The following is a 22,683-nucleotide window of genomic DNA, read 5'->3' on the forward strand; positions in this document are numbered from 1 at the left end:
TCGGCGGAAGGTGCTCGCCGTCGGATTCGACCGGACGGCGCTACTCGGCGGGCGGCCGTCGTCTCTGTTGTTTCGTCGCCGCGCGCTGTTCCTTTGCAGCGCGGTGCCGACGGGTCGAGCCCCGCGTCGGTTTTGTTGCCCGACGCCGGGCAGCCTCGGGAGCAAGGCCCTCCGCCACGAGCTCTGCGAGCTTTGCCAGGGCGATCTCGCGATTGCGCAGCTGCGAGCGCCGCTCGGAGGCGGTTACGGTGATCACTCCGGCGTTGAGACGTTGGCCAAGCCGCGTGACCAGCATGAGGCGTTGCTGATCCGAAAGCGCGGCCGAGTCGGCAACGTTCCACGAGAGCTCGACGCGGCTGTCCGAGGTGTTGACGTGCTGGCCGCCTGGCCCCGACGAACGCGAGAACCGCCAGCCCAGTTCCGACGCGGGAATTGTGAGTGCGGGCGACACCTCCAGATCCATGCAATAAGCGTTACACGGATCTGGCTGCGGGCAGCGCGGGACGGGCCGGTTGGTGTCAAGGTGGGAGCTTCCCCTGAGCCGTGGCTTGGCAGCCGCAATCGGCGTAGCCTGCGCTTAGACCCATCGCAGATATCGCAGATGTCGCGCACCTGCGCGTCGGATGAAACGGGCGATGCCCATGAAGAAGTTTGGAACAGATGACCGTCAAAACCCGTTGACGGCAGCTTCGGCTGAGCCGACGCGCGTGCCACCACCCCGTTCGCAGTTGCGGCTGGCCGCCACGCTGACGTTTGCCGGATTCGTGGTGTCCCTGGTTGCCGGGTTGCTCCATGCCGATTCGGCCAATGCCAACGACCACCCGGCGACGTTCGCGGAGTACGCCCGCAGCGGCATCTGGACGGCCGTCCATCTGGGTCAGTTCGCCGGCATGGCGCTTCTCATCGCCGGGCTGCTGGTCCTGCTTTTCGTTCTGAAAGCGCCGGGCGGCTCCCTGGCCTGGACGGCACGGTTCGGCGCCGCGGCGGCGGTCGCGGCGCTGGCCCTGTACGCGGCGCTCCAAGCGGTCGACGGAGTTGCCCTCAAACAGGCCGTGGACGCCTGGGCTGCCGCCGCGGAACCGGAGAAAGCGGTTCGGTTTGCCACCGCCGAGGGCATGCGGTGGCTGGAGTGGGGGATGCGCAGCTACCAGAGCGTGGTGCTGGGTACGGCCCTGGTGCTGACCGGGGCGGTGGTGGTCGGGGCCCGTAGCGTCTCGCGCCTGGCCGGCTACGCGATGGCACTGTCCGGGCTGGCGTACCTGGCCCAGGGCTGGATCCTCGGGATCGAAGGCTTCTCCCCGGCTAACACCATTCCCACGCTGGCGGGGATTGTCCTGATTCTGGTGTGGTCCGGCTGGCTGCTGGTGAGCGCCTGGTTCGGCAAGGACGCGCCCGCCCGCGACAGGCAACGCGGCTGACGTCCAGCGCTGACCCCTAACCCGGCGAATTCGCGCGTCTGGGCGGGGGCGAAGGCGTTACTCCGCGGCGGCCTGGTCCGCGTCGAATCCGGCCAGAAGGCGCCGGGAGGCCGTGTCCATGTGGGAGCGCATGGCCGCCGTCACGGCGGCCTCGTCGCGTGATTCCAAGGCAAGGAAGATCCCGCGGTGCTCAGCCAGGGCCGACGCCGCGTGCCCTTCATCCGTCAAGGCGCGGTCAACCCAGATGCGCAGCAGCGAGCGGATGCTCTGCAGCAGTTCCTGCAGGACCTGATTTCCGGAAGCGACCGCGATTTCGCGGTGGAAGGCGGCGTCGGCCTCCACGAATGTTGCGAGGTCGTCGAGGCTGCCGTCCATCGTGGCCAGGTTGGCGCGCATCCGGTCCAAGGCGTCGTCGCTAATCCGCTGCGCCGCCAACTGGGCGGCCTGTACCTCGAGTCCGCCGCGCAGTTCCACGAGTTCCCGCGTGCGGGGGGCGCCCAGCATGAGACCCCAGCTCAGTGTGCGGGGGAGGAGCTCAGAAATACCGTCGCGCAGGTAGGTTCCGGACCCCGGCCGGACAATGACAATCCCGAGGATCTCCAGGGCTGCGAGGGCCTCGCGGACCGCGGAGCGGCCGACCCCCAGCGATGCGGCGAGCTGGCGCTCGGCCGGCAGGCGGGTCCCGACAGCGATTTCACCGCTCGTGAAGTAGCCCAGGAGGCGTTCCGCGACTTCGGAGACAACCGAACCTTGCTCCATGGAACCGAGCGCGGCACTGATTTTGGCCGTCGAAGCGGCGGAGTTAACGGACACCTTCAAAGCGTAACAACACGCGCCGCCCGGCCATGCAGGCTTCGGTCGCTGAAACAAACATGTCAACCGGTTGACCAATTCAGGATGAACGCCTTATGGTTTCTATCACACGCTTAGTTAGGGCCTGGCCAGTCCGCCGGAACTATGCGATGAGACCAATCCCCAAACTTCCAGCGCAGGAGGCCTCCGGGATCCCGACATCAAGGAGTCAATGTGGACACCACGCAATCAGTGGTCGAAAGATCTGCAATCAAGAAAGTGGCAGTGCGGCTGGTGCCGTTTGTCGCCTTCATGTTCTTCATCAACTATCTGGACCGCACGGCCATCTCCTTCGCGGGCCCCAACGGCATGAACACCGATCTTGCCCTCTCGGCGGCCCAGTTCGGCTTCGCCTCAGGCGTCTTCTTCATCGGCTACATCCTGCTGGAAGTCCCCAGCAACCTCGCCCTGCACAAGTTCGGCGCCCGCCGCTGGCTGGCCCGCATCATGGTCAGCTGGGGCATTGTCTCCTTGCTCTTCACCTGGGTAGCCAATGTGGAGCAGCTCTACATCCTGCGCTTCATTCTGGGCGTGGCCGAGGCCGGCTTCTTCCCCGGGGCCATCCTTTTCCTGAGCCTCTGGGTCCCATCGCGTCACCGCAGCAAGATCCTGGCCCTGTTCTACCTGGCCCAGCCGCTCACCACCGTGATCGGAGCGCCGCTCGCCGCACTCCTCATCCAGCAGCACGGCCTCTTCGGCCTGGAAGGCTGGCGCGTCATGTACTTCGGCGTGGCCATCCCCGCCATCCTGATCGGCATCGCAGCCTGGTTCTACCTCGCGGACTCCCCGGCCAAGGCCAAGTGGCTGACCGCGGACGAGAAGACCTGGCTGATCGACGCACTGGAAAAGGAAAAGAAAGAAACCGCCGCCGGCAACAAGCACGCCAGCGTCCGGACTGTCTTCGGCAACGGCCGGGTCTGGATGCTCGCCCTGATCTACTTCGGCTTCATCTACGGCCTGTACGCGCTCGGCTTCTTCCTGCCGACCATCATCTCCGGCTTCGAGGGCCTGTACGGGACCAAGTTCGACATCTTCCAGAAGGGCCTCATCACGGCCATCCCGTACCTGCCCGCCGCCTTTGCCCTGTACTTCTGGTCCAAGGACGCCACCAAGCGCGGGGTCAAGACCTGGCACATCGCCGTCCCGGCCCTGGTCGGCGGCCTGAGCATCCCGCTGGCCCTCTTCGCCGGATCGCCGGCGGCCACGATTGCGGTCATCACGATCACGGCCATGGCCATCTTCGCGGCGCTGCCGAACTTCTGGACTGTGCCCACCCAGTTCCTCACCGGGGCCGCGGCCGCGGCCGGGATCGCCCTGATCAACACCGTCGGCAACCTGGCCGGGTTCAGCGCCGGCTACATCACCGGCTGGCTCAAGGACTGGACCGGCAGCTACAACGTGCCCATGTTCGTGGTGGGCGGCTTCATGATCCTCTCGGCCATCCTCATGGTGGTGCTGGCCCGCAAGGGCGCCGCCAACGGAAGGGCCACGGCGACCGCCCCTCAAGCCGCGGAGTCCGCAGCAGCCCACTAACGGACGCAGCCTGCTCCCAACAACCGGTGCCCGCCGCGCGCCATCCAGCCGCGGCGGGCACCCTCCAAATAGCTTTCCCTCTTCCAGGAGTACCCCATGACCCGCCTGTTCAATGACCCCGCAGCCTTCGCTGACGAAATGATCGAGGGCTTCGTCTCCTCCCACAGCCGCTGGGTCAGGCGTGTCTCCGGGGGCGTCGTCCGAAATAGCCGGAGCACCCCGGGCGCCGTGGCGCTCGTGATCGGCGGCGGCTCCGGACACTACCCTGCCTTCGCCGGACTCGTGGGCCAGGGCCTGGCCCACGGTGCCGCGATGGGCAACCTCTTCGCGTCCCCATCCGCCCAGCAGATCTACACCGTGGCGAAGGCCGCCAGCAACGGCGGCGGCGTCCTCCTGGGCTACGGCAACTACGCCGGCGACGTCCTGCACTTCAACCAGGCCCAGGCCCGGCTCCGCGCCGAGGGCATCGACTGCCGCAGCATCGCGGTCACCGACGATGTCTCCTCCGCCCCGCCGGCCGAGCACGCCAAGCGCCGCGGGATCGCCGGTGACCTCACGGTCTTCAAGGTCGTCGCCGCCGCCGCCGAGGCCGGGTACACCATGGACCAGACAGTCGAGATCGCCGAGCGCGCCAACCACCGCACCCGCTCCTTCGGTGTCGCATTCTCCGGCTGCACCCTGCCGGGAGCGGACCACCCGCTCTTCTCCGTCCCCGAGGGCCGCATGGCCGTCGGTATGGGCATCCACGGCGAGCCCGGCATCGAAGAAACAGATGTCCCGACGGCGGACGAACTCGCCGAACTCCTCGTCGCCAAACTACTCACCGAAATTCCCGACGGCGGCATGGCTTCCGGCGGGGCACGGCGCGTTGTCCCGATCCTCAACGGCCTGGGCAGCGTCAAATACGAGGAACTGTTTGTGGTCTACGGCCGCGTCGCCCAACTCCTGGCCGAGGCCGGGCTGGAAGCCGTCGACCCTCAGGTGGGTGAGCTCGTGACCAGCTTCGACATGGCCGGCACCTCCCTGACCCTCTTCTGGCTCGACGACGAACTTGAGTCCCTCTGGCACGCACCCGCCGACGCCCCGGCCTTCCGCCGCGGCGCCGTCACGGCGGCGGCCTTGGAAGCCACGGACTTCACCGACCTCGCCGAGATCGAGGCGGCGATCCCGTATTCCTCCGACGAATCCCGCGCCACGGCCGCTCGGGTCGTGGCCGCGCTGGGCGCCGCGAAGGACGTAGTGGATGCCAACGTCGAGGAACTTGGCCGGATCGACGCCGTCGCCGGTGACGGCGATCATGGCATCGGCATGGAGCGCGGCGTCCGCGCCGCCGTCGACGCCGCGGCAGCCGCCGTCGCCCGCGGAGCCGGCGCGGCCACCACCCTCCATTTAGCCGGCGACGCTTGGGCCGACAAAGCAGGCGGCACCTCCGGCGCTCTCTGGGGCATGGCCCTCCGGGCCGTCGGGGATGCGTTCGGCAACACTGCCGCCCCCGACGCCGGCGCTGTCGCCGCCGGAGTCGCCGGCGCCGCGGCCGCCATCATGGACTTCGGCAAGGCCGCGCCGGGCGACAAAACCCTCGTGGACGTCCTGGTCCCGTTCCGCGACGCCCTCGCCGGCGGCGTGGACGCCGGGAGATCCCTCACCAAGGCATGGGGCGCCGCGGCCACCGTTGCGCAGCAGGCGGCAGAAGACACCGCTCAGCTCCTGCCCCTCATGGGCCGCGCACGCCCGCACGCCGAGAAGAGCCTTGGCACCCCCGACGCGGGTGCCGTGTCCATGGCGCTGATCGTACGAGCCATTCACAACACTCTCCTCGAGGAAACAGTCGAGGAAACAGTCGAGGGAAAAACAGTCAAGGAGAACGCATGAGCGCCAAACTGCGCCTGGTCATCGGGGCCGACGACGCCGGATTCGAGTACAAGGAAGCCCTGAAGGCAGACCTGGAAGCCAGCGGGCTCGTCGAGTCCGTCCATGACGTCGGCGTCGACGCCACCAGCCACACCCCGTACCCCTCCGTAGCCATCGCGGCGGCCGAACTCATCGCCTCCGGCGAGGCCGACCGCGCCCTGCTGGTCTGCGGCACCGGCCTCGGCGTGGCCATCGCCGCCAACAAGGTCCCGGGCGTCCGCGCCGTCACCGCGCACGACAGCTTCTCGGTGGAACGGGCCATCCTGAGCAACAACGCCCAGGTCCTCACCTTCGGCCAGCGCGTCGTCGGCCTGGAACTGGCCCGCCGGCTGGCCCGGGAATGGCTGACCTACACGTTCGACGAAACCTCCGCCTCGGCCGAGAAAGTCACACTGATTAAGGACTACGAGGGTGTCACTTCCTGCTAGCCCCGCCACAGGCGATACACGCGCAGTTTGGACAGGCGTTGCCGGTACAGGCGAACCCGCCGACCGTGCCGCCCGCACAACGCAGCCACGGGCCGTCATCGGCGTCAGCCTGAAAATGTACTTCGGCTACCAGCGCACGCTGGACTACTGCCGCGAGGTCGCCGCCGTCGCACTGGCACACCCCGCCGTGCAGAGCGGCGAGATCGAACTGTTTGTCCTCCCGGCGCTGCCCGCGCTGCCCGAGGCTGCTCGAGTCCTCGGAGTGTCCGGGGTCGGCGCCGGCGCGCAGGACATCTTCTGGGAAGACGAGGGCGCCTACACCGGCGAGGTCTCCGGCCGGACCGTCGCCGAACTCGGCGGCCGCTACGCCGAAGTGGGCCACGCAGAACGGCGCCGGATCTTCGGCGAGGATGACCGGACAATCGGCCTCAAGACCGCCGCCGCCTACCGCAACGGCCTTACCCCGGTGCTATGTGTCGGGGAACTGCAGCCCGGCTCCGTGGAGGAGGCTGTCCGTCACTGCACTGCGGACATCGACGCCGCCCTCAACCGGGCGCGGTCCCTGGGACCCGCGGCCCGGACCATCGTGGCCTACGAACCGCAGTGGGCCATCGGTGCGCCCGAACCGGCCACCCCGGAGTACATCAGCGCCGTCATCATGGGACTCGATACGCACGTGCGTTGCCTGCCTGGCCAGGCAGAGAGCCGGGTCATTTACGGCGGGAGCGCCGGCCCCGGCCTGATTGGCCGGCTCGACGACGCCGTCGCCGGGCTGTTCCTGGGCCGCTTTGCCCACGACCCGCAGGCGCTCAAGACCATCCTGGACGAAACGGCCGTCCGCCTCGGACTCCTGGTGATGGCGGGAGGCCGGCCGTGAGTTCCACGACCGGGCAGGGTTCACGAATCGGTCTCAGCAGCTACGCCTTCTTCTGGCAACTCTCGGACCAGGTCTCCGCGCCGCTGACCCTCCAGGAGGCGCTCGCCGCGACCGCGGCACTGGGCGTGGACCTCTTCCAGATCTGCGATTACGCCCCGCTGGAGAGAATGACGGACGCGGAACTGGCCGCCGTCCGGTCCACGGCCGATGCCTTGGGGATATCCCTGGAGCTCGGCACCAAGGGCATCCGGCCGGAGCATCTGAAGAAGTTCCTGCGGATCGCCGGGATCCTGGGCGCGCCGCTGCTGCGGACCATGTTCAACGTCCCGGGCCACACCCCGGACGCGGACGAGGCCGTGGCGATTTTCACCAGTCTCCTGCCCGAATTCGAGGCCTCAGGGGTGAAGATCGCTGTCGAGACCTACGAACAGGTCCCCACCGCCCGGGTCCTGGAGGTCATTGCCCGGGTAGACAGCCCGAACCTGGGCATCTGCAGCGATCCCGCCAACACCGTGGCGGCGCTGGAATCCCCGCGCGAGGTGATTGACGCCGTCGCGCCGCATGTCCTGAACATGCACATCAAAGACTTTGCGTTCAGCCGCAAGGAGGGGTGGGTCGGGTTCACGTATTCCGGCGCTCCCCTCGGCGAAGGCCTCCTGGACTATGCCTACATGGCCCGGAAGCTGCAGCCCAAAGAAAGAAACATCAACCAGATCATCGAGCACTGGCTACCGTGGCAGGCCTCCGAAGAAGAGACCATCCGCCTCGAAAAGCAGTGGACCCAGCAAAGCCTCGATTTCCTAAGGAGTAACTGAAATGTCAGCAGAACAATTGACCGTGGCCGTCATCGGAGCCGGAGGCAAAATGGGGCTGCGTGTTTCAGCCAACCTCCAGAAGAGCGCCCACACCGTCTACTACAGCGAGAACTCGCCGGCAGGCCAGGACCGCGTCCGCGCCGAAGGCCGGGAAATCAGCACCACCGAGGACGCCATCAAGGACGCCGACGTCGTGATCCTCGCGGTCCCGGACACCGTCCTGGGCGTTGTGTCCCACGGCGTGGTCCCGCAGATGAAGTCCGGCGCCATCCTGCTCACCCTCGACCCGGCTGCCGCCTACGCCGGCCTGCTCGCCAAGCGCGACGACGTCGTTCAGGCCGTGGCCCACCCGTGCCACCCCTCGGTCTTCCTCGAGCGCACCACCAAGGAGGAATGGGCCGACACTTTCGGCGGCCAGGGCGCCCCGCAGAACGTGGTTGCCGCGATCGACGAAGATGCCACCGAGGCCGCCCGTGCCGCCGCCGAGGCCACCATCAAGGTCATCTACGCCCCGGTGATCGACGTCCACTGGGTCACCGTCAAGCAGCTAGCCATCCTCGAGCCCACCCTCGTGGAGACCGTAGCCTGCATGATCGGGACCCTGCTCAAGGAAGCCCTGCACGAGACTGTGCACACCGCCGGCGTCCCCGAGGAAGCAGCCAAGGCCATGCTGTTCGGGCACGTCCAGATCGCCCTGACCAACGCCCTGCGCGGTTCCAACCCGTTCTCCGAGGCGTGCGAAATCGCCATCCAGTACGGCAAGGACACCATCATCAAGGACGACTGGAAGAAGATTTTCAACGACTCCGAGCTCGACTACGTTATCGCCAAGATGCTCAAGCTCGAGCCCGTCGTCCAGCGCTGACCCCTAACTCCGGCCGAATTCGCCGGAAGGCTGCGAGGCCGCCGGAAAAGTACGGCGACCTCGCGGGCTTCCGCCAATTCGCGCGTCCGGGTCTGGGCCGGGGTCAGATGGTGCGGGGCGCCTTGGCCAGGTTCTCGGTGAGTTCGGCCGCGGTCTGTCGGAGCACATAGGCCGGGCGGTCCCGTTCCACGCGCCAGCTTTCGGACAGCGGGCCGATGTTGACGGTGTCGAAGCCGAATTCGTCGTAGAGGCCGGTCACCAGCTCCACCGCTTCGGGGAAATCGCTTGCCGTGGCCAAAGCCCTGCGGTTGGGCGTGCCGGCCGGCGTGCCGTCCGTGGTGATCTGGGAGAACAGGATGTGGTTGAAGGCCTTGGCGATCTTGGATGTGGGGAGATGCTCCTGCAGCAGGCCGGAGGTGGTGGCCTCGCCGGTGTCCAGAGCAGGGAAGTGTCCGTCGCGTTCCCAGTAGTAGTTGTTGGTGTCTAGGACGATCTTGCCCGCCAGCGGCTCCACGGGCACGGCCGTGATGCTCTTGAGCGGCACGGCTACGACGGCGAAGTCACCGGCGGCTGCCGCCTCGGCCGGTGTGGCGGCCCGGGCCTTCGGCCCCAGTTCCGCGACGAGGTCCGCCAGAGTTTCCGGCCCGCGCGAGTTGCTGATCACGACGTCGTAGCCGAGCTCCACGGCCTTGCGGGCGACTTGGCCGCCGATGTGTCCTGCGCCGATGATTCCGATTGTTGTCATGTCTGGGCCAACGCCCATGCCGGCGAAGAAATTTCGGCGAACCCCTGCTACGGACCAGATTCCTCGTCGGGGTCCGGCCCCTCTGCCGCGTCCTGGGAGTGGGCCCGGTCCACGAGGGGTAGATCCGTAGCGTCGCCCTCGGCAGCGGCCTCGCTGTGGGCACGCTCTGTCGGCTGTGAATTCTTGGTCATGTCCGCTCCTCTGCTGCGAATGCTGCACTGAACACCCGCCGTCGGCTACTTTTATCTAGCTCCCGGACCTTCCGGGCTGTCAAGATCCGCCGCGGCCCGCGCGGGCCGCAGGGCGTAATCGCGGGAACGTTTGCTGGAGAGGGCCAGGATCAGCAGGATGTCCAAGGTCAGGCCGGGGAGGTTGTAGGCCAGTGTGATGTCGGGACCGCCATGGAGGACATCGAACCCCTGCATGCAGATGGCCACCGTGCTGAGCGTCATGACCACAGTCCTGGCCCAGTTCCGGCCGACGAACACAAACCAGGCCAGAAGGGTGTAGGCCACGGCAAAGAGCAGAACCACCACCGTGGCGGCAGTGAGGCCCACTTCCGCCTGGGCCTCCGTGAGGACAGGGCCGGTGCCTGGCTGCAGTAGTGAGTTCACGTGCTCCTCCCTGAAAAGCACCATCGACAGGGCCAGCAGGGCAGCAGCTGCCGCACGGCCACCGACGAACACCGCGCCGACAACCGTAGGCGCAGGACGCCTGTTCCGGCTGTCACTCGGGAGCCGGACGGACACGGCCGGCGCCGGCGCCGTCCTGCCGAGATCGACGATCGGCAGGTCGCCGTCGGTGGTGATGGTGTCGCCCCCGCCGTTGCGCGCGTGGTAGCCGGTCGAAAAGTCGCGGATCACCCGGACTTCGGCCGCGGGGTCGGCGGCGGTGATGGCCGCGACGACGTGGTCCCGTTCGGCGTCGGTGTTCTCGTCGATCTTGTGGGTGATCTGCAGGGTGAACAGGGACAGCCCGACGCTGCGGTCGTAGGTGCCGGCGGCCAGCCAGTCGACTGCCACCCCGCCGGGGAGCAGCCAGCCGGGCGGGCACCGCCAGAAACGGACGTGGTGGCGTTTGCCCGGGGTGCCATCGACCTCCTGCTGATACGCAAAATCCTGCTGGCGGCCGAACAGGAACAGGGGACTCACCGGGGCCTCGAGATAGCTGCGACCCAAGAGTGTGGAGGAGACGATCCTCCGGCTGCTGGCCAGCGTCACGTCATCGGCCAGGGTCCAGCCCGCGGCCTGCATCACCCCGTGCACCTGCGCTTCGGATCCCATGAGGGCGACGTTCACTGGGTCGCCCAGCAGACCGTCGCTGGTGCGGGCGCGGCCGATGAAGTAGTCGGGAACGTAGAGCCGGGTCAGGATCCGGTGGAGCCGCGGGAGCACCAGATAGGCCAGCAGGCCCCAGAAGATGAAGAGGAACCAGACCTGCGCCCAGCCCCATTGGAAGCTCAGCTCCACCAAGAGGGAGGTCAGCCACACGGCCGAGACGCCGCCCACCACGAAGAAGACGGTGTCTAGCAAGGAGTACGGCACCGTGCCGGCGGGGGCTGTGACCTCAACCGCTGCCCTGGTCATGGCCGCCATACTACGCGCACCGGCGCACGCTGGCTCGAAAGATGAATCTTCTGGCCTGCAGGTTGAGCGCGGACGGATTGACCGGCTGGTGCCCGCCGCCGTGGATAGGGTGACAGGCATGGAACCACTATTGAAAGTTTTGCGGCATTGGGGCGCCCCTGCGGCGGCCGTTCTCTTCTTCATCCTGTGGTGGGCGGCCGAGGCCGGCAGGATGGGACCCGGTCCTGGCCTTGGTCTCGATAATTGGCCAGGGACCTGCCCGCTGGCCTTGATGACATTGGCGATTGCCACGGCCGCCTGGAAGCCGTTGGCGTCCCTTGGTTTCACGGCTTCACTCCTCGTCGGACAGTTAAGCCACGCGGTGTCGCCCATGGAATCCAATCACTGGGCCATCTACCTGGGCTCGTTCATCGCTCTTGGCTTCATTCTCTGGACGGCAACTCGGCGGATGCGGTACATCGCGGCGGCCGCCAACGTGGTGTTCGCCGGCGCCATGACATTCCTGCTGCTGTCGTGGCGCTACAGTGCCGGCGTGGGGTGGTTTCCACCGCTGTACATGGGCGACCGGTGGACGATTCGGGCCTTCGGCTGGCAGCTCTTTGCGCTCCTCCTACTGATCGCCGCAGCCAGTGCCGCCGTCGGCCTGGCACTGGCCCTTTACCAGGAGCGTGGCAGCCTCTTCCGGGCCCGGACCATGGCCCAGACCAGCCTCCGGGAAGCCGAGGTGGACTTGATCGTTGAACAGGAACGGACCCGGATCGCCCGGGACCTGCACGATGTCCTGGCCCATTCGCTCGCCGTGATCGCGGCCCAGGCGGACGGCACCCGCTACCTGAGCACGGACCAGCCAAAAGCCGTGTTGAACGCCCTGGAAAACATCTCGACGTCGGCGCGGAGCGCCCTGGTGGACGCGCAGCGCGTCATCGAGGGGGTGCGCGACGACGGCATGGTCACGCCCCAGCCCGGGCTCAACGACGTTGCCCTGCTGGTCGAGCGGATGCAGGGCAGCCTCGCCATCGAACAGAGCGAGTCCGGGGCACCGGTGGAGCTCTCCGCCGGTCAACAGCTCGCGGTCTTCCGCATCATCCAGGAATGCCTGACCAACGCGCTGAAACACGGCGGCCGCGGCACCACAGTGCGGCTGCACCTGGACTGGAGCGGCCCCGGGCTGACGCTGCATGTGGCGTCCGGGATCCCGGCCGCGGCAGAAGGCCCCGACCCCGCCGCCGAGACGCGGGTGGGCCGCGGCCTGGCCGGCATGCGGGAGCGTGCCCATCTCGCAGGGGGCTGGCTGACGGCCGGCCCGGACGGTGAGCAATACCGGGTGACCGTTTTTATCCCCTTCGGTGCCATGACTGCCGGTTCCGCTGCCACCGGCGAAGATTCCCGGGCGGTGCCCGCGGTGCCCGCGGGAAGAACGCCAGCGCACGCGCAGATGGCGCTGGAAGAAGCCGGCCAGCGTGGCTGATCCGGGGTCGGCCATCTCCGTGGCAATCGTCGACGACCAGCCGCTGTTCCGTGCGGGAATCCGGATGCTCGTGGAAAGCCAGCAGGACATGGCGGTGTCCTGGGAAGCCGGCGACGGCGCGCAGGCGGCGGCATTCGCCGTCGAACGGTGCCCGGACGTGATGCTCATGGACCTGCGCATGCCGGTGCTGGACGGTGTGGGCGCGACGCAGCGGATCGTGCAGCAGGCCGAGGCGGCCGGGACCGGCGCGCCGAAGATCATCGCCCTGACCACCTTCAACCGCGACCAGGCGGTGGTCGACGCCGTGCACGCCGGGGCCAGCGGCTACCTGCTCAAGAGCGCCGAACCGGAGTTCCTGCTCGCCGCGATCCGCACGGTGTACTCGGGGTACTCCGTGATTGCCCCCGGATCAGTCCAGGCGTTGTTCCAGCACGCGGCCCGGACCCTGCCGGCTGGGGGACCGGACCTGTCCGTGCTGGAAGTACTCTCGGCCCGGGAGCGCGACGTGTTCCTGCTCGCGGCCAAGGGGTTGGCCAACGGCGACATAGCCGAAAGCCTCTTCGTGTCCGAGGCGACCGTCAAAACGCACCTCAGAAGCGTGCTGGACAAACTGGCGCTCGGGACCCGGCTTCAGCTGGTGGCGTTCGCGTACGAGCGCCGGCTGTTGGGCTGAGACGGACCTGTGGGGCTGAGACGCGGCAGCACGGGCGGTCCGTCAGAAGCTCACCGTCTGGGTCAGGTATCCGTAGAAGTGCGATGCGATCGGGTGGACGGGATCGCCGACGAAGCCGTAGTCGTTGTGCCGCTCGGTGTACGACGACGTCGCGTGCAGGTACTGCTCCATGACGTCCTCGCCCGAGCCCGTGCATTCATTTTGGCTGATGCACAAGGCCACTGATCCTGCCACCGCCGGGCTGGCGAAGCTGGTGCCGTCCTCCACACCGTAGCCGCCAGGCGTGGTGGAGAGGATGCACATTCCGGGGCCCGCCACAGTGTGGGCTTCGTCTGCGGCGGTGGTGGCGAAGTTGGAGAAGAACGCCGGCTGGTCATCCTTTTGTCCGAACCTCGTCCAGTCCTCCGTGCCGCACTTGGGGGCGGCGCCGCCGCCGGCCTTTCCGTTGAAGTCGCCCATGGCCGTCGCGGTCAGCACCTCGTCATAGGTTGCCGGCACGGTGTTGGCGAAGTCCTCGCCGGCATTTCCGGCTGCGACCGCGTAGGTGACACCGGCCCGGACCGAACGGCAGATGGCGTAGTGCATGGGGTCCGTGCCCTTGCCGCAGTTGGGCGTGTCCGGGCCGCCGCCGGCGATGCTGATGTTGGCCACCGCGATGTCGTTGTTCTCGTTGTCGTCAGTGCGCGTCGAGGTCACCCAGTCAATGGCGCAGATCAGGCTTTCCTCGGAGATCAGGCCTGCGTTGTCAACCACGCGGACGGACCACAGCGGGGTGCCCGGGGCGGTCCCCACGACGCCGAGGCGGTTGTTCCGGGCGCCGATCACACCGGCCACAAACGTTCCGTGCCCCAAAACGTCAACGGGGTGGGCTACATTCACAGGTGAGCCGGACTGGCAGTCCACGCCGCCCTTGACGTTCAGGTCGGGGTGGGTGGCATCGATGCCGCTGTCGATCACGGCGACGTTGACATTGATCCGGTCCGGCCCATTGTCGAGGGACCTCCGGACATCGGAGTCCGTTCCCGCGATCCGCTGCCGCCAGAACGGGGTCTTCTGGGTGCCCGGCGACTGGGATTCCTGCGGTTTTTGGAACGTTCGGCCCATCGTCACGAAGTCGACGTTGGGATTGGCCTGGACGCGTTGGGCCTGGGACGCCGTCATGGTGGCTGCGTAACCGTTCACGGCATGGCGGTAGATCTTCGATGCCGTAAAGCCGTAGGCGCTTTGCTGGGCAAGCGCGGCGGCACCGGGGTCCACGACGCCGTCCTTCAGCACCACAATGTAGCTGTGCGGGGTCTCAGCCGCGGTCGAGGGCGCTGCCACGGCCAGGCTGCCCGCGATCACCAGGGCAAAGGCTGCAATGGCGGCCATGGTGCGCCCGAACCAGAATCCGTCCGGTCTGGGAAGGGCCCGCCGCCGGTACTTGCGCGGGGCCCGCGCCACCGATGTTAGCTGCGGTTTTGACGCCTTGCGGCTGGCTTGGCTGAACATCGTGGCCTCCCATAAGCGAGTTCGCTAAATCGAGTGCCCCCCGCCCAACATCTTAGGCCTCAGGCCATGCGATACACAGGGACCTTTGGAAAAACTTGCGCTGCGGGCACCGGAGACAGAGTTCACCTTAGGGACCACTTCCGTTCGGATCAGCACCCTAGCCTTGGCCCGGAAGCTGAAGACCAGACTAAGGAGAACGAGATGCGCCCCATGAACCGTCTGATGATGGCTGCTGCAGCGGCAGCCATGATGTCGGCGTCGCTGCTGGCGGCCCCGGCGTTGGCAGCGGATGACAGCAGCGCCGCCGGCCGCGGACAATCGGGCCAGGCACGCCAGGACCAGCGCGGCAATGGAGTCAACGGCTCCCGGGGCCGGCTCAGCTTCGCCGTGATTGGCGACGTCCCGTACGGCGACGCTGAAATCCAGGCGTTCCCGTCCTACATCCAGGACCTCAACTCCCACAAGGAACTGTCCTTCGTCGGGCACGTGGGGGATATCAAGAACGGCTCCTCACAGTGCACCGACCAGTACTTCGAGGCGATCCGGAAGAATTTCGACGCCTTTGACCTGCCGCTCGTCTACACGCCTGGAGACAACGAGTGGACCGACTGCCACCGGCCGAACAACGGGGCCTACAACCCGCTCGAGCGCCTGGCAAAGGTCCGCGACACCTTTTTCCCGCGGCCCGGCACCACCCTCGGGCAGCCGATGAAGGTCACGTCGCAGGCCCGCCAGGGGTATCCGGAAAACGTCGCCTTCCAGAAGCGCGGCATCGCATTCACCACCGTCAACATTCCGGGCAGCGACAACTCCATGCTGCCCTGGTCCGGACTCGGCAAGACGGCGCCCACCGCGGAACAGGCCAGCGAAGTGCGCGGGCGCACGGCCGCTGACATCCGCGAACTCAAGGACACCTTCCGGAAGGCACGCGAGGACGGCAGCCGGGCCGTCGTCGTGATGACGCAGGCCGACATGTTCGACCCGACCGTCACCAACCCGTCCCAGGCGGACTTCGGGGCCTACAAGCCGCTAGTCCGGACGCTAATCGAGGAATCGAACGCCTTCGGCGGTCCCGTCTACTTGATCAACGGCGACAGCCACGTCTACAACCAGGACCACCCGCTGGCTGCCGGCTCCTCCTGGCTTTCCTTCTACGGGCAGGCAGCCGCGGCCACGAACCTCACCCGGGTCACCGTGGACGGCTCCAGCAACGCCCGGGACTGGCTCAAGGTCACTAGCAACCCGGCCGGAACCCCTGACGTGCTCTCCTTCGAGCGGATCGCGTACACGCACCCCGCATCCTGAGCGGGGCCGCAGCCGCCCCGGCAGCGGGCTTCGGCAACGGACAAGAGCCACGAACAAGAGCCACGAACGAGGACGACGGCGGGAGGTCCCGCCGTCGTCCTCTGCAATCCGTCCCCTGCCGTCAGCCGGGCCGTCAGACCAGGCTGTCTTCCTTCTCGCGCTGGGCTGCCGGGACTGCACGGGCCGGCGCCGCCGTGTGCTCGGCGTGCGTTGCACGGACGTGGTGGCCGAACGGGCTGAACCGGCTGAAGCCCAGTTCGGCGAAGGCGTAGGCGGTCTCGGCGTGCTCGGACCGGTCCACTCCGGCGAGTTCGTCCTCGCGGCTGACCCGGAATCCGAGCGTCTTGTGGATGGCGAGGCCGATCACCGCGGTCCCGAGCCCGGACACCGTAACCGTGATGAGGACGGCCACGGCCTGCGCGATCATCTGGTGAAGGCCGCCGCCGTAGAAGAGCCCGCCGCCCGTGCCGTCCACGGGGAGGGCGATGAGGCCCAGCGCGAGGGTGCCGATGAGGCCGCCGCCGAGGTGGACGCCGACGACGTCGAGCGAGTCGTCGAAGCCGAATTTGAATTTCAGGTCCACGAACACGGCGCAGGCCGCACCGGCCACGAGGCCCAGGCCCAGCGCGGCGAGCGGGCTGATGTTGGCGCACGACGGCGTGATGGCCACCAGGCCGGCGACGGCGCCGGACGCGGCACCCAGGGAGGTGTGGTGGCCGTGGCGGACCTTCTCCGTGACCAGCCAGCTGATCATGGCCGCGGCGGGCGCCGCGAGGGTGTTGACCCAGATCAGGCCGGCCTGCTGCACGGTGGTGGCGGCGCCGGCGTTGAAGCCGAACCAGCCAAACCACAGGACGCCCGCGCCGAGCATGATGAAGGGAATGTTGTGGGGGCGGTGGCCGGGGTCCTTGCCGAAGCCGTGCCGGTTGCCCAGGATCAGGACCAGCACCAGTGCCGCGGTGCCGGACGCGATTTCCACCACGGTGCCGCCGGCGAAATCGATGACCTGGCCGAAGACGGCGCTGACGGCTCCGCCCGCACTCATGAGGCCCCCGCCCCAGACCATGAAGGCCAGCGGGCAGTAAACGAGGGTGATCCAGACCGGGACAAACAGGGCCCAGGAGGTGAACTTCGCGCGGTCCGCGATGGCGCCGCTGATGAGCGCGACGGTGAGAATGGCAAACGTGGCGCTGTACCCGGCCTTGATCAAGTCCGGCGAGCCGATGACGTTGCTCAGGCCGAAGCTCGCGAAGGGATTGCCGAACACGCCGAGGACGCCCTGGCCCGTGGTCATCGAGTAGCCCCAGAGGACCCACACGACGCCAACGATTCCGATCGAGACGAAGCTCATCATCATCATGTTGAGCGAGGCCTTCGCCCGCGTCATGCCGCCGTAGAAGAGGCCCAGTGCGGGGGTCATCAACAGAACAAGCGCCGCCGACACAATCATCCAGACGCTTCCAGCAGTGAGTTCCACCGGTGAGTCCCTTCTCGTCGTTCATCCGAACCGGGACACGTCGCCGCCGGCCCCCCGATCCGGACTTAATCCTCGCGGAGCCATGTTTCCGGCAATGAGGCGAAAAGTTGCGGGCACGTTACAGGAATCGCGGCGGCGTGAAGATCGCGTGACCGCCATGTTTCGGGAATGTAAACGGAACCTCTTGGGACCGGCCGCCTTCACCCTGGGCTTCCGGACTGCTGCAGCGGAATCTCCAGGCATCGTTCGGCCGCGTTCCACTCGCTCCACGTGCCCAGGTGCATGCTCAGCCGCCGCATCCGGGCAGCAATGTCGGGCGCTGACCGTCCGGCCAGGCGGGCCTGGAAACCGGCGATGACAGTGGGGTACAGCCGCAACGTGCGGGGCTCGCTGCCGTCGGTTTCGAGCATGAAGAGAAACGACTGGTCATTGCGCTCGTCCGGGTCCACAGCGTAGTCGTCAACGAAGTCTCCAGCGCCATAGATGATGGGGCGGCTCCGGTGGATACCGACGCCGCGGAAGATGTGCGGCGAGTGGCCGAACACGACGTCGGCGCCGGCCTCGATGAGGTCACGGGCGAGGCTCCGATGCCGGTCCGGGACCCCGGAGCCCCAGTTGCCGCCCCAATGTGCCGACACAATGAGGAGCTGGACGCCGGGCCTGGTCCGCCGGACCAGCTCGAGGAGCCCCGCGCCGCGCCGGGCGCCGTCCGCGGCATCCTCCTCCACCGGGACGTAGTAGATACCGGGGTTCGTGTCGCCGGCCTCCCAGTCGGGCTGGTTGTCCGTGAAGGCAATGACGCCGACGTCGGCGGCGCCCACGCGCCGCACGGCCGGCCGCCTGGCCGCGTCCAGGTCCGGGCCGGCCCCGGCATGCAGAATGCCGTGGGAATCAAGGGCCGGGAGCATTTCCCGGAACGCGTCCTGGCCGAAATCCAGGACGTGGTTGTTGGCCAGCGAAACGACGTCGATCCCGGCGGCGAGCAGGCTGGCCACGTTCTTCAGGTCCGAGCGGAAGTGGAAGACCTTGCCGGGCTCGGGCACCCCGCCGGACGCCAGGACGCACTCGAGGTTGGCGATGCGCAGATCGGCCCGCCCGAGGAGCTCCAGCGTGTCACCCCACGGATCGGCGGGACTGGCCGTTGCCAGGTGCCGGTTCACGAGCCGGCCCAGCATGACGTCTCCCAACAGCGCGATCTGCATGGTCTTAGCGGCCGTCAGGCCCCGGTCGAAGGCTAGCTTTGGTAGCCCTCCACCTCGCTGACCGGCCGCACCTCCGCCTCGTCCGGGTTCTCGCCATAGTCCCTCTTGGCGCGCCGCTGGCGGAGCAGGTCCCAGCACTGGTCGAGCTGTTGTTCCACCTGTTGCAGCCTCAGGATGTCCGGGGCCCCGGTCCCGGCCGCGGCAGGCTGGGCCGGGCCTTCGCGGAGGACATGTTCTTCCTCCACCAGTGCCTTGATGCGCTCCAGGATGTCTTGGTTGTCCACGATGTCCTCTTTTCGTCCGACGGCGGCGGGGTGCAGGTCCCTTCCCAGCCTACGGACGGCAATCGTCCGTGAACAGGGCCTCTCTGGCGCACGCCCGCGGCACGCTTCCGCGCCCGCGGTACGGACGGGGCCCGCCGTACGGACGGGGAGCCCGGAGCCGCCGGCCTAGCCGAGGAGCTCGTCCGCGTAGCACCAGCGCCAGTCCTCGTCCGGCTCAATGCTGCGCATCACCGGGTGGCCCGTGGCCTGGAAGTGCTTGTAGGCGTGGGTGCCCGGCGAGGAATCGCAGCAGGCCACGTTGCCGCAGTGCACGCACATCCGCAGGTGTACCGTCGTCGTTCCTTCCCGATCGCACGCGGCGCAGAAGGCGCCCGCCGGGACCGCCGGGTCCGGGGCTGACTCCAGATGCGGGCACACCCCGCCCGGCCGGGCGATTCCCTCGCCGCCGCCACCGCCGCCCGCGTCCGGTTCCTCCAGCGAGGCATCCAGCATGGACTCTTCAACGTCCAGGCGGTCCAGGACGCCGGCCAGGACCTCGTGGGCGTATTCGCCGCCGCGCCGCAGTTCGAGGACCTTGGCGCGCTCGGCGTCCAGCATCGCCAGCCGCAGCTGGGCGTAGCGCTGGCTGGGGGTGGCGGCCTCCGCAGACGGGCGGCCCAGCTTCTCCCACGCCGCCAGCCCGCGCTCCTGCGTGCGCCGCTTCAGCATCGCCACGACTTCCGGCGGGTCGGCGTCGGAGCGCAGTTCCTGCAGCCGCTGCACCCCCGCGGCCGTGGCCAGCTGCATCAGCGAGGCCTGGTTGAGCGCGTCCTCGCGCGGGTCCGGTCCCTTCACCCGCAGCAGCCGGACCAGGGCCGGGAGCGTGAAGCCCTGCAGGGTCAGGGTGCCGCCCACCACCACGAGGGCCATCAGGATCAGGACGGACCGGTGCTCCAGCCCTTCCGGCAGGACCAGGACGGCGGCAAGCGTGACCACGCCGCGCATGCCGGCCCAGGACACGATCGCGGCAAACTGCCAGGGCGGCGAGGGATCCTTGCGCCGGACCGCGGGAATGAGCCGCGGCAGGTACGTTGCGGGGAAGACCCAGACCGGGCGCAGGACCAGTACAGCCAGCAGCACCACGGCGCAGCCGATCCAGATCCGGCCCTGCCCCAACGAGTCACCCTGGACGCCGTCGATAATGGTCCGGACCTGCAGCCCGATCAGGAGGAAGACGGAATTCTCCAGCAGGAACTGGACCGTGTGCCAGTTGCTGCGCTGGCTCAGCCGTGCGGCGCCGTTCGGCATGGACGGCGCCTTGGTCCCCATGATCAGCCCGGTCACCACCACGGCCAGGACGCCGGAGGCATGGATTGCTTCCGCCGGGAGGTAGGCCACGAGCGGCGCGACCAGGGAGGTGGAGGTGTTGATGGCCACGTTGCGGATCCGCTTGCGGAGCCCGGTGAGCACGTATGCCGCTGCAATGCCCACGGCCAGGCCCCCGCCGGCCGCCAGCAGGAAGCCGCCGGCGATTGCCGCGGCGGACACGGTTCCGGCGATGGCAGCGATCGCGGCACGCAGGCAGACCAGAGCCGTGGCGTCGTTGACCAGCGATTCGCCCTCCAGAATGGTGACAATCCTGCGGGGCATGCCCACTTTGCGGGCAATGGCGGTCGCGGCCACGGCATCCGGCGGCGCGACGACGGCGCCCAGGGCCATCGCCGCCGCCAGGGGAATTTCGGGAAACAGCCAGGCGACCACAAAGCCGATGGCGACGGTGCCGAAGATGACGTAGCCGACCGACAGCAGGCCGATGGCGCGGCGGTTGGAGCCGAAATCGAACAGCGAGGTCTGCAGGGCCGCCGCGTAGAGCAGCGGCGGCAGCAGCCCGATCAGCACGAGCTCAGGGTTCAGCTCGACCGTTGGGACGAACGGGAGGAAGGAACACACGACGCCGGCCAGCACCAGCAGCAGGGGGACCGAGACGTTGATCTTGCGGCCCAGCGCGCTGCCGGCGCAAACAATGGCGACCAGGGCCAGCAGTCCGAAGGCAACTTTCATTGGCCCATTCTCTCAGCTCGCCGGACCCCCGACTGGCGCGTCCGGCCACGTCTAATGATCAGCTTGCTTATTACTTTGCCGGTTCCTAGAGTTGGGACTGCAAGCGAAGTGAGTCTTTGCGCGGACGCCGGTTGCGGACAATCGCGGCCCGGCCCCGCGCCCCGGCACGAGGAGGACACATGTCAGAGCACGATATTTCACAGCAGCATATTTCACAGCACAATATTTCGGGCAAGAAAGTCGCGTTCCTGCTGACGGACGGTGTGGAGCAAGTGGAGCTGACCAGCCCCTGGGACGCCGTGAAGGAAGCCGGGGGAGTACCCACCTTGGTTTCGCCCAAGAGCGGGGAGCTGCAGGGCTACGACGGCACCGAGAAGGGCCAGACGTTCGCCGTCGACCTCGCCGTCGGGCAGGCCGATGCCGCCGACTTCCATGCCCTGGTCATCCCCGGCGGCGTGGTCAACGCCGACCACCTCCGCGCGGACAAGGATGCCCAGGCCTTCACGCGGGCGTTCTTCGACCAGCACAAGCCGGTCGCGTCCATCTGCCACGGCCCGTGGCTGCTGATCGAGGCGGGCGTGGTCAATGGCAGGAACCTGACCTCGTACTACACGCTCCAGACGGACCTCAAGAACGCCGGCGCGAACTGGACCGACCAGGAGGTCGTGGTGGACCAAGGCCTGGTGACGAGCCGTAATCCGGACGACCTGCCGGCCTTCAACGCCAAGCTCCTTGAGGAAATCGCCGAGGGCGAGCACGCGGGTCAGACGGCCTGACTCCTGTGGCCGCGCTCCTTCCCGGTTGCTCCGCCGCCCAGGCACGGCGACGCCCGGATTTCCGGCCTTTCCGGCGGCCGGCGCCGGTCCCGGCCGCGAGCAACCGGGCAGGAGCGCAGGCAGGAACCGGGCAGGAGCGCAGGAGCCCGTGGGCGAAGCGGTCATGTGCAGGGCACCTACCCACGGTGCCGGTTTTGGGGCAGGATATGCCGTGTAATGTGCACGGTCGTCGCTGCCGCCCCGGCCGACGCTCCCAGCAGCAAGGAGTCCCGGACATGACCACGCTCAATCCCTATCTCGGCTTCCGCGACAACGCGAAGGACGCCATGACGTTTTACCAGTCGGTGTTCGGCGGAGAACTGACCATGAGTACGTTCGCCGAGTACCACGCCAGCGAGGACCCGGCCGAGCAGGACAAGATCATGCACGGCCAGCTCCGGACCGACGCCGGCCTGGTCCTCATGGGGGCCGACACGCCCAACAGCATGGACTACACCCCCGGCAACAACTTCTCCGTGTCCCTGACCGGGTCCGACGAGGCTGAGCTCCGCGGCTACTTCGACAAACTGGCCGACGGCGGCACCGTCGCCATGCCGCTGGACAGGGCGCCTTGGGGCGACATCTTCGGCATGTGCAAGGACAAGTTCGGCGTGGACTGGCTGGTCAACGTCGGGCCCGAGGTCGCCTAGGCAATGCCATGACCGAGAAGCTGCACCTCACCCCGGATGATGATTTCCCTGAGGACCTCAGCAAGGTCGGGGACAAGGACCTGCAGGTCCTCGACAGCCAGGTCCAGCGCCAGCTCGACCACGAGTATGTGGCCGAAGGGGAACCGAACCCGGAGACGGAATTCCGGCACTACGACCTGGATGAGGAGTTCGAAGAGCGGGACAAGCGGGACACCTGACCCTCCGCAACCAGACGCGGCGGCTCCGGC

23 protein-coding genes are annotated in these 22,683 nt (G+C 67.8%); 13 read left to right on the plus strand and 10 right to left on the minus strand.

Annotated features, from left to right (window positions below):
- Positions 1–40: 40 nt before the first annotated feature.
- The gene (gene arfB, locus AB4Y72_RS10335) at positions 41–463 is read right to left on the minus strand and encodes an alternative ribosome rescue aminoacyl-tRNA hydrolase ArfB (RefSeq protein ID WP_441426071.1); all 423 of its coding nucleotides are present in this window, start codon (positions 461–463) and stop codon (positions 41–43) included.
- A gap of 244 nt (positions 464–707) precedes the next feature.
- Here arfB and AB4Y72_RS10340 point away from each other — a divergent pair, with 244 nt between their 5' ends.
- A complete protein-coding gene (locus AB4Y72_RS10340; protein ID WP_441426072.1) occupies positions 708–1,418 on the plus strand; it encodes a hypothetical protein in 711 nt (236 codons plus the stop codon).
- Between the two features lie 57 nt (positions 1,419–1,475).
- Here the strand turns inward: AB4Y72_RS10340 and AB4Y72_RS10345 are convergent, their stop codons facing one another.
- Positions 1,476–2,231, minus strand: a complete 756-nt coding sequence (locus AB4Y72_RS10345; protein ID WP_441426073.1) for a FadR/GntR family transcriptional regulator — start codon at positions 2,229–2,231, stop codon at positions 1,476–1,478.
- Between the two features lie 213 nt (positions 2,232–2,444).
- Here AB4Y72_RS10345 and AB4Y72_RS10350 point away from each other — a divergent pair, with 213 nt between their 5' ends.
- The 6 genes from AB4Y72_RS10350 to AB4Y72_RS10375 all read left to right on the plus strand — a co-directional run bounded on the left by AB4Y72_RS10350 (position 2,445) and on the right by AB4Y72_RS10375 (position 8,699).
- Positions 2,445–3,803, plus strand: coding sequence for an MFS transporter (locus AB4Y72_RS10350; RefSeq protein ID WP_441426074.1), 1,359 nt, complete (start codon positions 2,445–2,447; stop codon positions 3,801–3,803).
- Between the two features lie 96 nt (positions 3,804–3,899).
- The gene (locus tag AB4Y72_RS10355; RefSeq protein ID WP_441426075.1) at positions 3,900–5,675 is read left to right on the plus strand and encodes a dihydroxyacetone kinase family protein; all 1,776 of its coding nucleotides are present in this window, start codon (positions 3,900–3,902) and stop codon (positions 5,673–5,675) included.
- Positions 5,672–6,142 carry a ribose-5-phosphate isomerase gene (locus AB4Y72_RS10360; RefSeq protein WP_441426076.1) on the plus strand — a complete coding sequence of 157 codons (471 nt, stop codon included), beginning with the start codon at positions 5,672–5,674 and terminating at the stop codon, positions 6,140–6,142. The genes AB4Y72_RS10355 and AB4Y72_RS10360 overlap by 4 nt, the downstream gene beginning before the upstream one ends.
- Positions 6,126–7,019: a triose-phosphate isomerase family protein gene (locus tag AB4Y72_RS10365; RefSeq protein ID WP_441426077.1), complete on the plus strand. Its 894-nt coding sequence runs from the start codon at positions 6,126–6,128 to the stop codon at positions 7,017–7,019. Before AB4Y72_RS10360 ends, AB4Y72_RS10365 begins: the two co-directional genes overlap by 17 nt.
- Positions 7,016–7,834, plus strand: a complete 819-nt coding sequence (locus AB4Y72_RS10370; RefSeq protein ID WP_441426078.1) for a sugar phosphate isomerase/epimerase family protein — start codon at positions 7,016–7,018, stop codon at positions 7,832–7,834. Before AB4Y72_RS10365 ends, AB4Y72_RS10370 begins: the two co-directional genes overlap by 4 nt.
- Before the next feature lies 1 nt (position 7,835).
- Positions 7,836–8,699, plus strand: a complete 864-nt coding sequence (locus tag AB4Y72_RS10375) for a phosphogluconate dehydrogenase C-terminal domain-containing protein (protein ID WP_441426079.1) — start codon at positions 7,836–7,838, stop codon at positions 8,697–8,699.
- A gap of 103 nt (positions 8,700–8,802) precedes the next feature.
- On the opposite strand, the gene AB4Y72_RS10380 is transcribed toward AB4Y72_RS10375, so the two are convergent.
- Genes AB4Y72_RS10380 through AB4Y72_RS10390 form a run of 3 tightly spaced genes read right to left on the minus strand, consistent with a single transcriptional unit; the run spans position 8,803 to position 11,030 of the window.
- Positions 8,803–9,444, minus strand: a complete 642-nt coding sequence (locus tag AB4Y72_RS10380; RefSeq protein ID WP_441426080.1) for an NADPH-dependent F420 reductase — start codon at positions 9,442–9,444, stop codon at positions 8,803–8,805.
- Between the two features lie 47 nt (positions 9,445–9,491).
- On the minus strand, positions 9,492–9,635 hold the full coding sequence (locus AB4Y72_RS10385; protein WP_441426081.1) for a hypothetical protein: 144 nt from the start codon (positions 9,633–9,635) through the stop codon (positions 9,492–9,494).
- A 51-nt stretch (positions 9,636–9,686) separates the two neighbouring features.
- Positions 9,687–11,030: an LssY C-terminal domain-containing protein gene (locus AB4Y72_RS10390; protein WP_441426082.1), complete on the minus strand. Its 1,344-nt coding sequence runs from the start codon at positions 11,028–11,030 to the stop codon at positions 9,687–9,689.
- A gap of 370 nt (positions 11,031–11,400) precedes the next feature.
- Between AB4Y72_RS10390 and AB4Y72_RS10395 the strand changes: the two genes are divergently transcribed.
- A complete protein-coding gene (locus tag AB4Y72_RS10395; protein ID WP_441426083.1) occupies positions 11,401–12,498 on the plus strand; it encodes a sensor histidine kinase in 1,098 nt (365 codons plus the stop codon).
- Complete coding sequence (locus AB4Y72_RS10400; protein WP_441426084.1) at positions 12,491–13,171, plus strand: response regulator; 681 nt, start codon at positions 12,491–12,493, stop codon at positions 13,169–13,171. Before AB4Y72_RS10395 ends, AB4Y72_RS10400 begins: the two co-directional genes overlap by 8 nt.
- Before the next feature lie 42 nt (positions 13,172–13,213).
- On the opposite strand, the gene AB4Y72_RS10405 is transcribed toward AB4Y72_RS10400, so the two are convergent.
- Entirely contained in the window at positions 13,214–14,542 is a 1,329-nt protein-coding gene (locus tag AB4Y72_RS10405) for a S8 family serine peptidase (RefSeq protein WP_441426085.1), read from the minus strand.
- A 321-nt stretch (positions 14,543–14,863) separates the two neighbouring features.
- On the opposite strand from AB4Y72_RS10405, the gene AB4Y72_RS10410 reads away from it, so the two are divergent.
- The gene (locus AB4Y72_RS10410) at positions 14,864–15,967 is read left to right on the plus strand and encodes a hypothetical protein (RefSeq protein ID WP_441426086.1); all 1,104 of its coding nucleotides are present in this window, start codon (positions 14,864–14,866) and stop codon (positions 15,965–15,967) included.
- 133 nt (positions 15,968–16,100) lie between these two features.
- Here the strand turns inward: AB4Y72_RS10410 and AB4Y72_RS10415 are convergent, their stop codons facing one another.
- The 4 genes from AB4Y72_RS10415 to AB4Y72_RS10430 all read right to left on the minus strand — a co-directional run bounded on the left by AB4Y72_RS10415 (position 16,101) and on the right by AB4Y72_RS10430 (position 20,970).
- Positions 16,101–17,417, minus strand: coding sequence for an ammonium transporter (locus AB4Y72_RS10415; protein ID WP_441426217.1), 1,317 nt, complete (start codon positions 17,415–17,417; stop codon positions 16,101–16,103).
- Between the two features lie 227 nt (positions 17,418–17,644).
- Positions 17,645–18,646: a CapA family protein gene (locus AB4Y72_RS10420; protein ID WP_441426087.1), complete on the minus strand. Its 1,002-nt coding sequence runs from the start codon at positions 18,644–18,646 to the stop codon at positions 17,645–17,647.
- Between the two features lie 32 nt (positions 18,647–18,678).
- The gene (locus AB4Y72_RS10425; protein ID WP_441426088.1) at positions 18,679–18,930 is read right to left on the minus strand and encodes a DUF2630 family protein; all 252 of its coding nucleotides are present in this window, start codon (positions 18,928–18,930) and stop codon (positions 18,679–18,681) included.
- Positions 18,931–19,095: 165 nt separating this feature from the next.
- Positions 19,096–20,970 (minus strand): Na+/H+ antiporter, encoded by a 1,875-nt coding sequence (locus AB4Y72_RS10430; protein ID WP_441426089.1) that lies wholly within the window; start codon positions 20,968–20,970, stop codon positions 19,096–19,098.
- Positions 20,971–21,179: 209 nt separating this feature from the next.
- Between AB4Y72_RS10430 and AB4Y72_RS10435 the strand changes: the two genes are divergently transcribed.
- The 3 genes from AB4Y72_RS10435 to AB4Y72_RS10445 all read left to right on the plus strand — a co-directional run bounded on the left by AB4Y72_RS10435 (position 21,180) and on the right by AB4Y72_RS10445 (position 22,653).
- A complete protein-coding gene (locus AB4Y72_RS10435; RefSeq protein ID WP_441426218.1) occupies positions 21,180–21,746 on the plus strand; it encodes a type 1 glutamine amidotransferase domain-containing protein in 567 nt (188 codons plus the stop codon).
- A gap of 275 nt (positions 21,747–22,021) precedes the next feature.
- Positions 22,022–22,435, plus strand: coding sequence for a VOC family protein (locus AB4Y72_RS10440; RefSeq protein WP_441426090.1), 414 nt, complete (start codon positions 22,022–22,024; stop codon positions 22,433–22,435).
- Between the two features lie 8 nt (positions 22,436–22,443).
- Positions 22,444–22,653: a hypothetical protein gene (locus AB4Y72_RS10445; protein WP_441426091.1), complete on the plus strand. Its 210-nt coding sequence runs from the start codon at positions 22,444–22,446 to the stop codon at positions 22,651–22,653.
- The last annotated feature ends 30 nt before the right edge of the window (positions 22,654–22,683 follow it).

The sequence above is a fragment of the Arthrobacter sp. YAF34 genome (assembly GCF_052113245.1).
Lineage (GTDB): Bacteria > Actinomycetota > Actinomycetes > Actinomycetales > Micrococcaceae > Arthrobacter.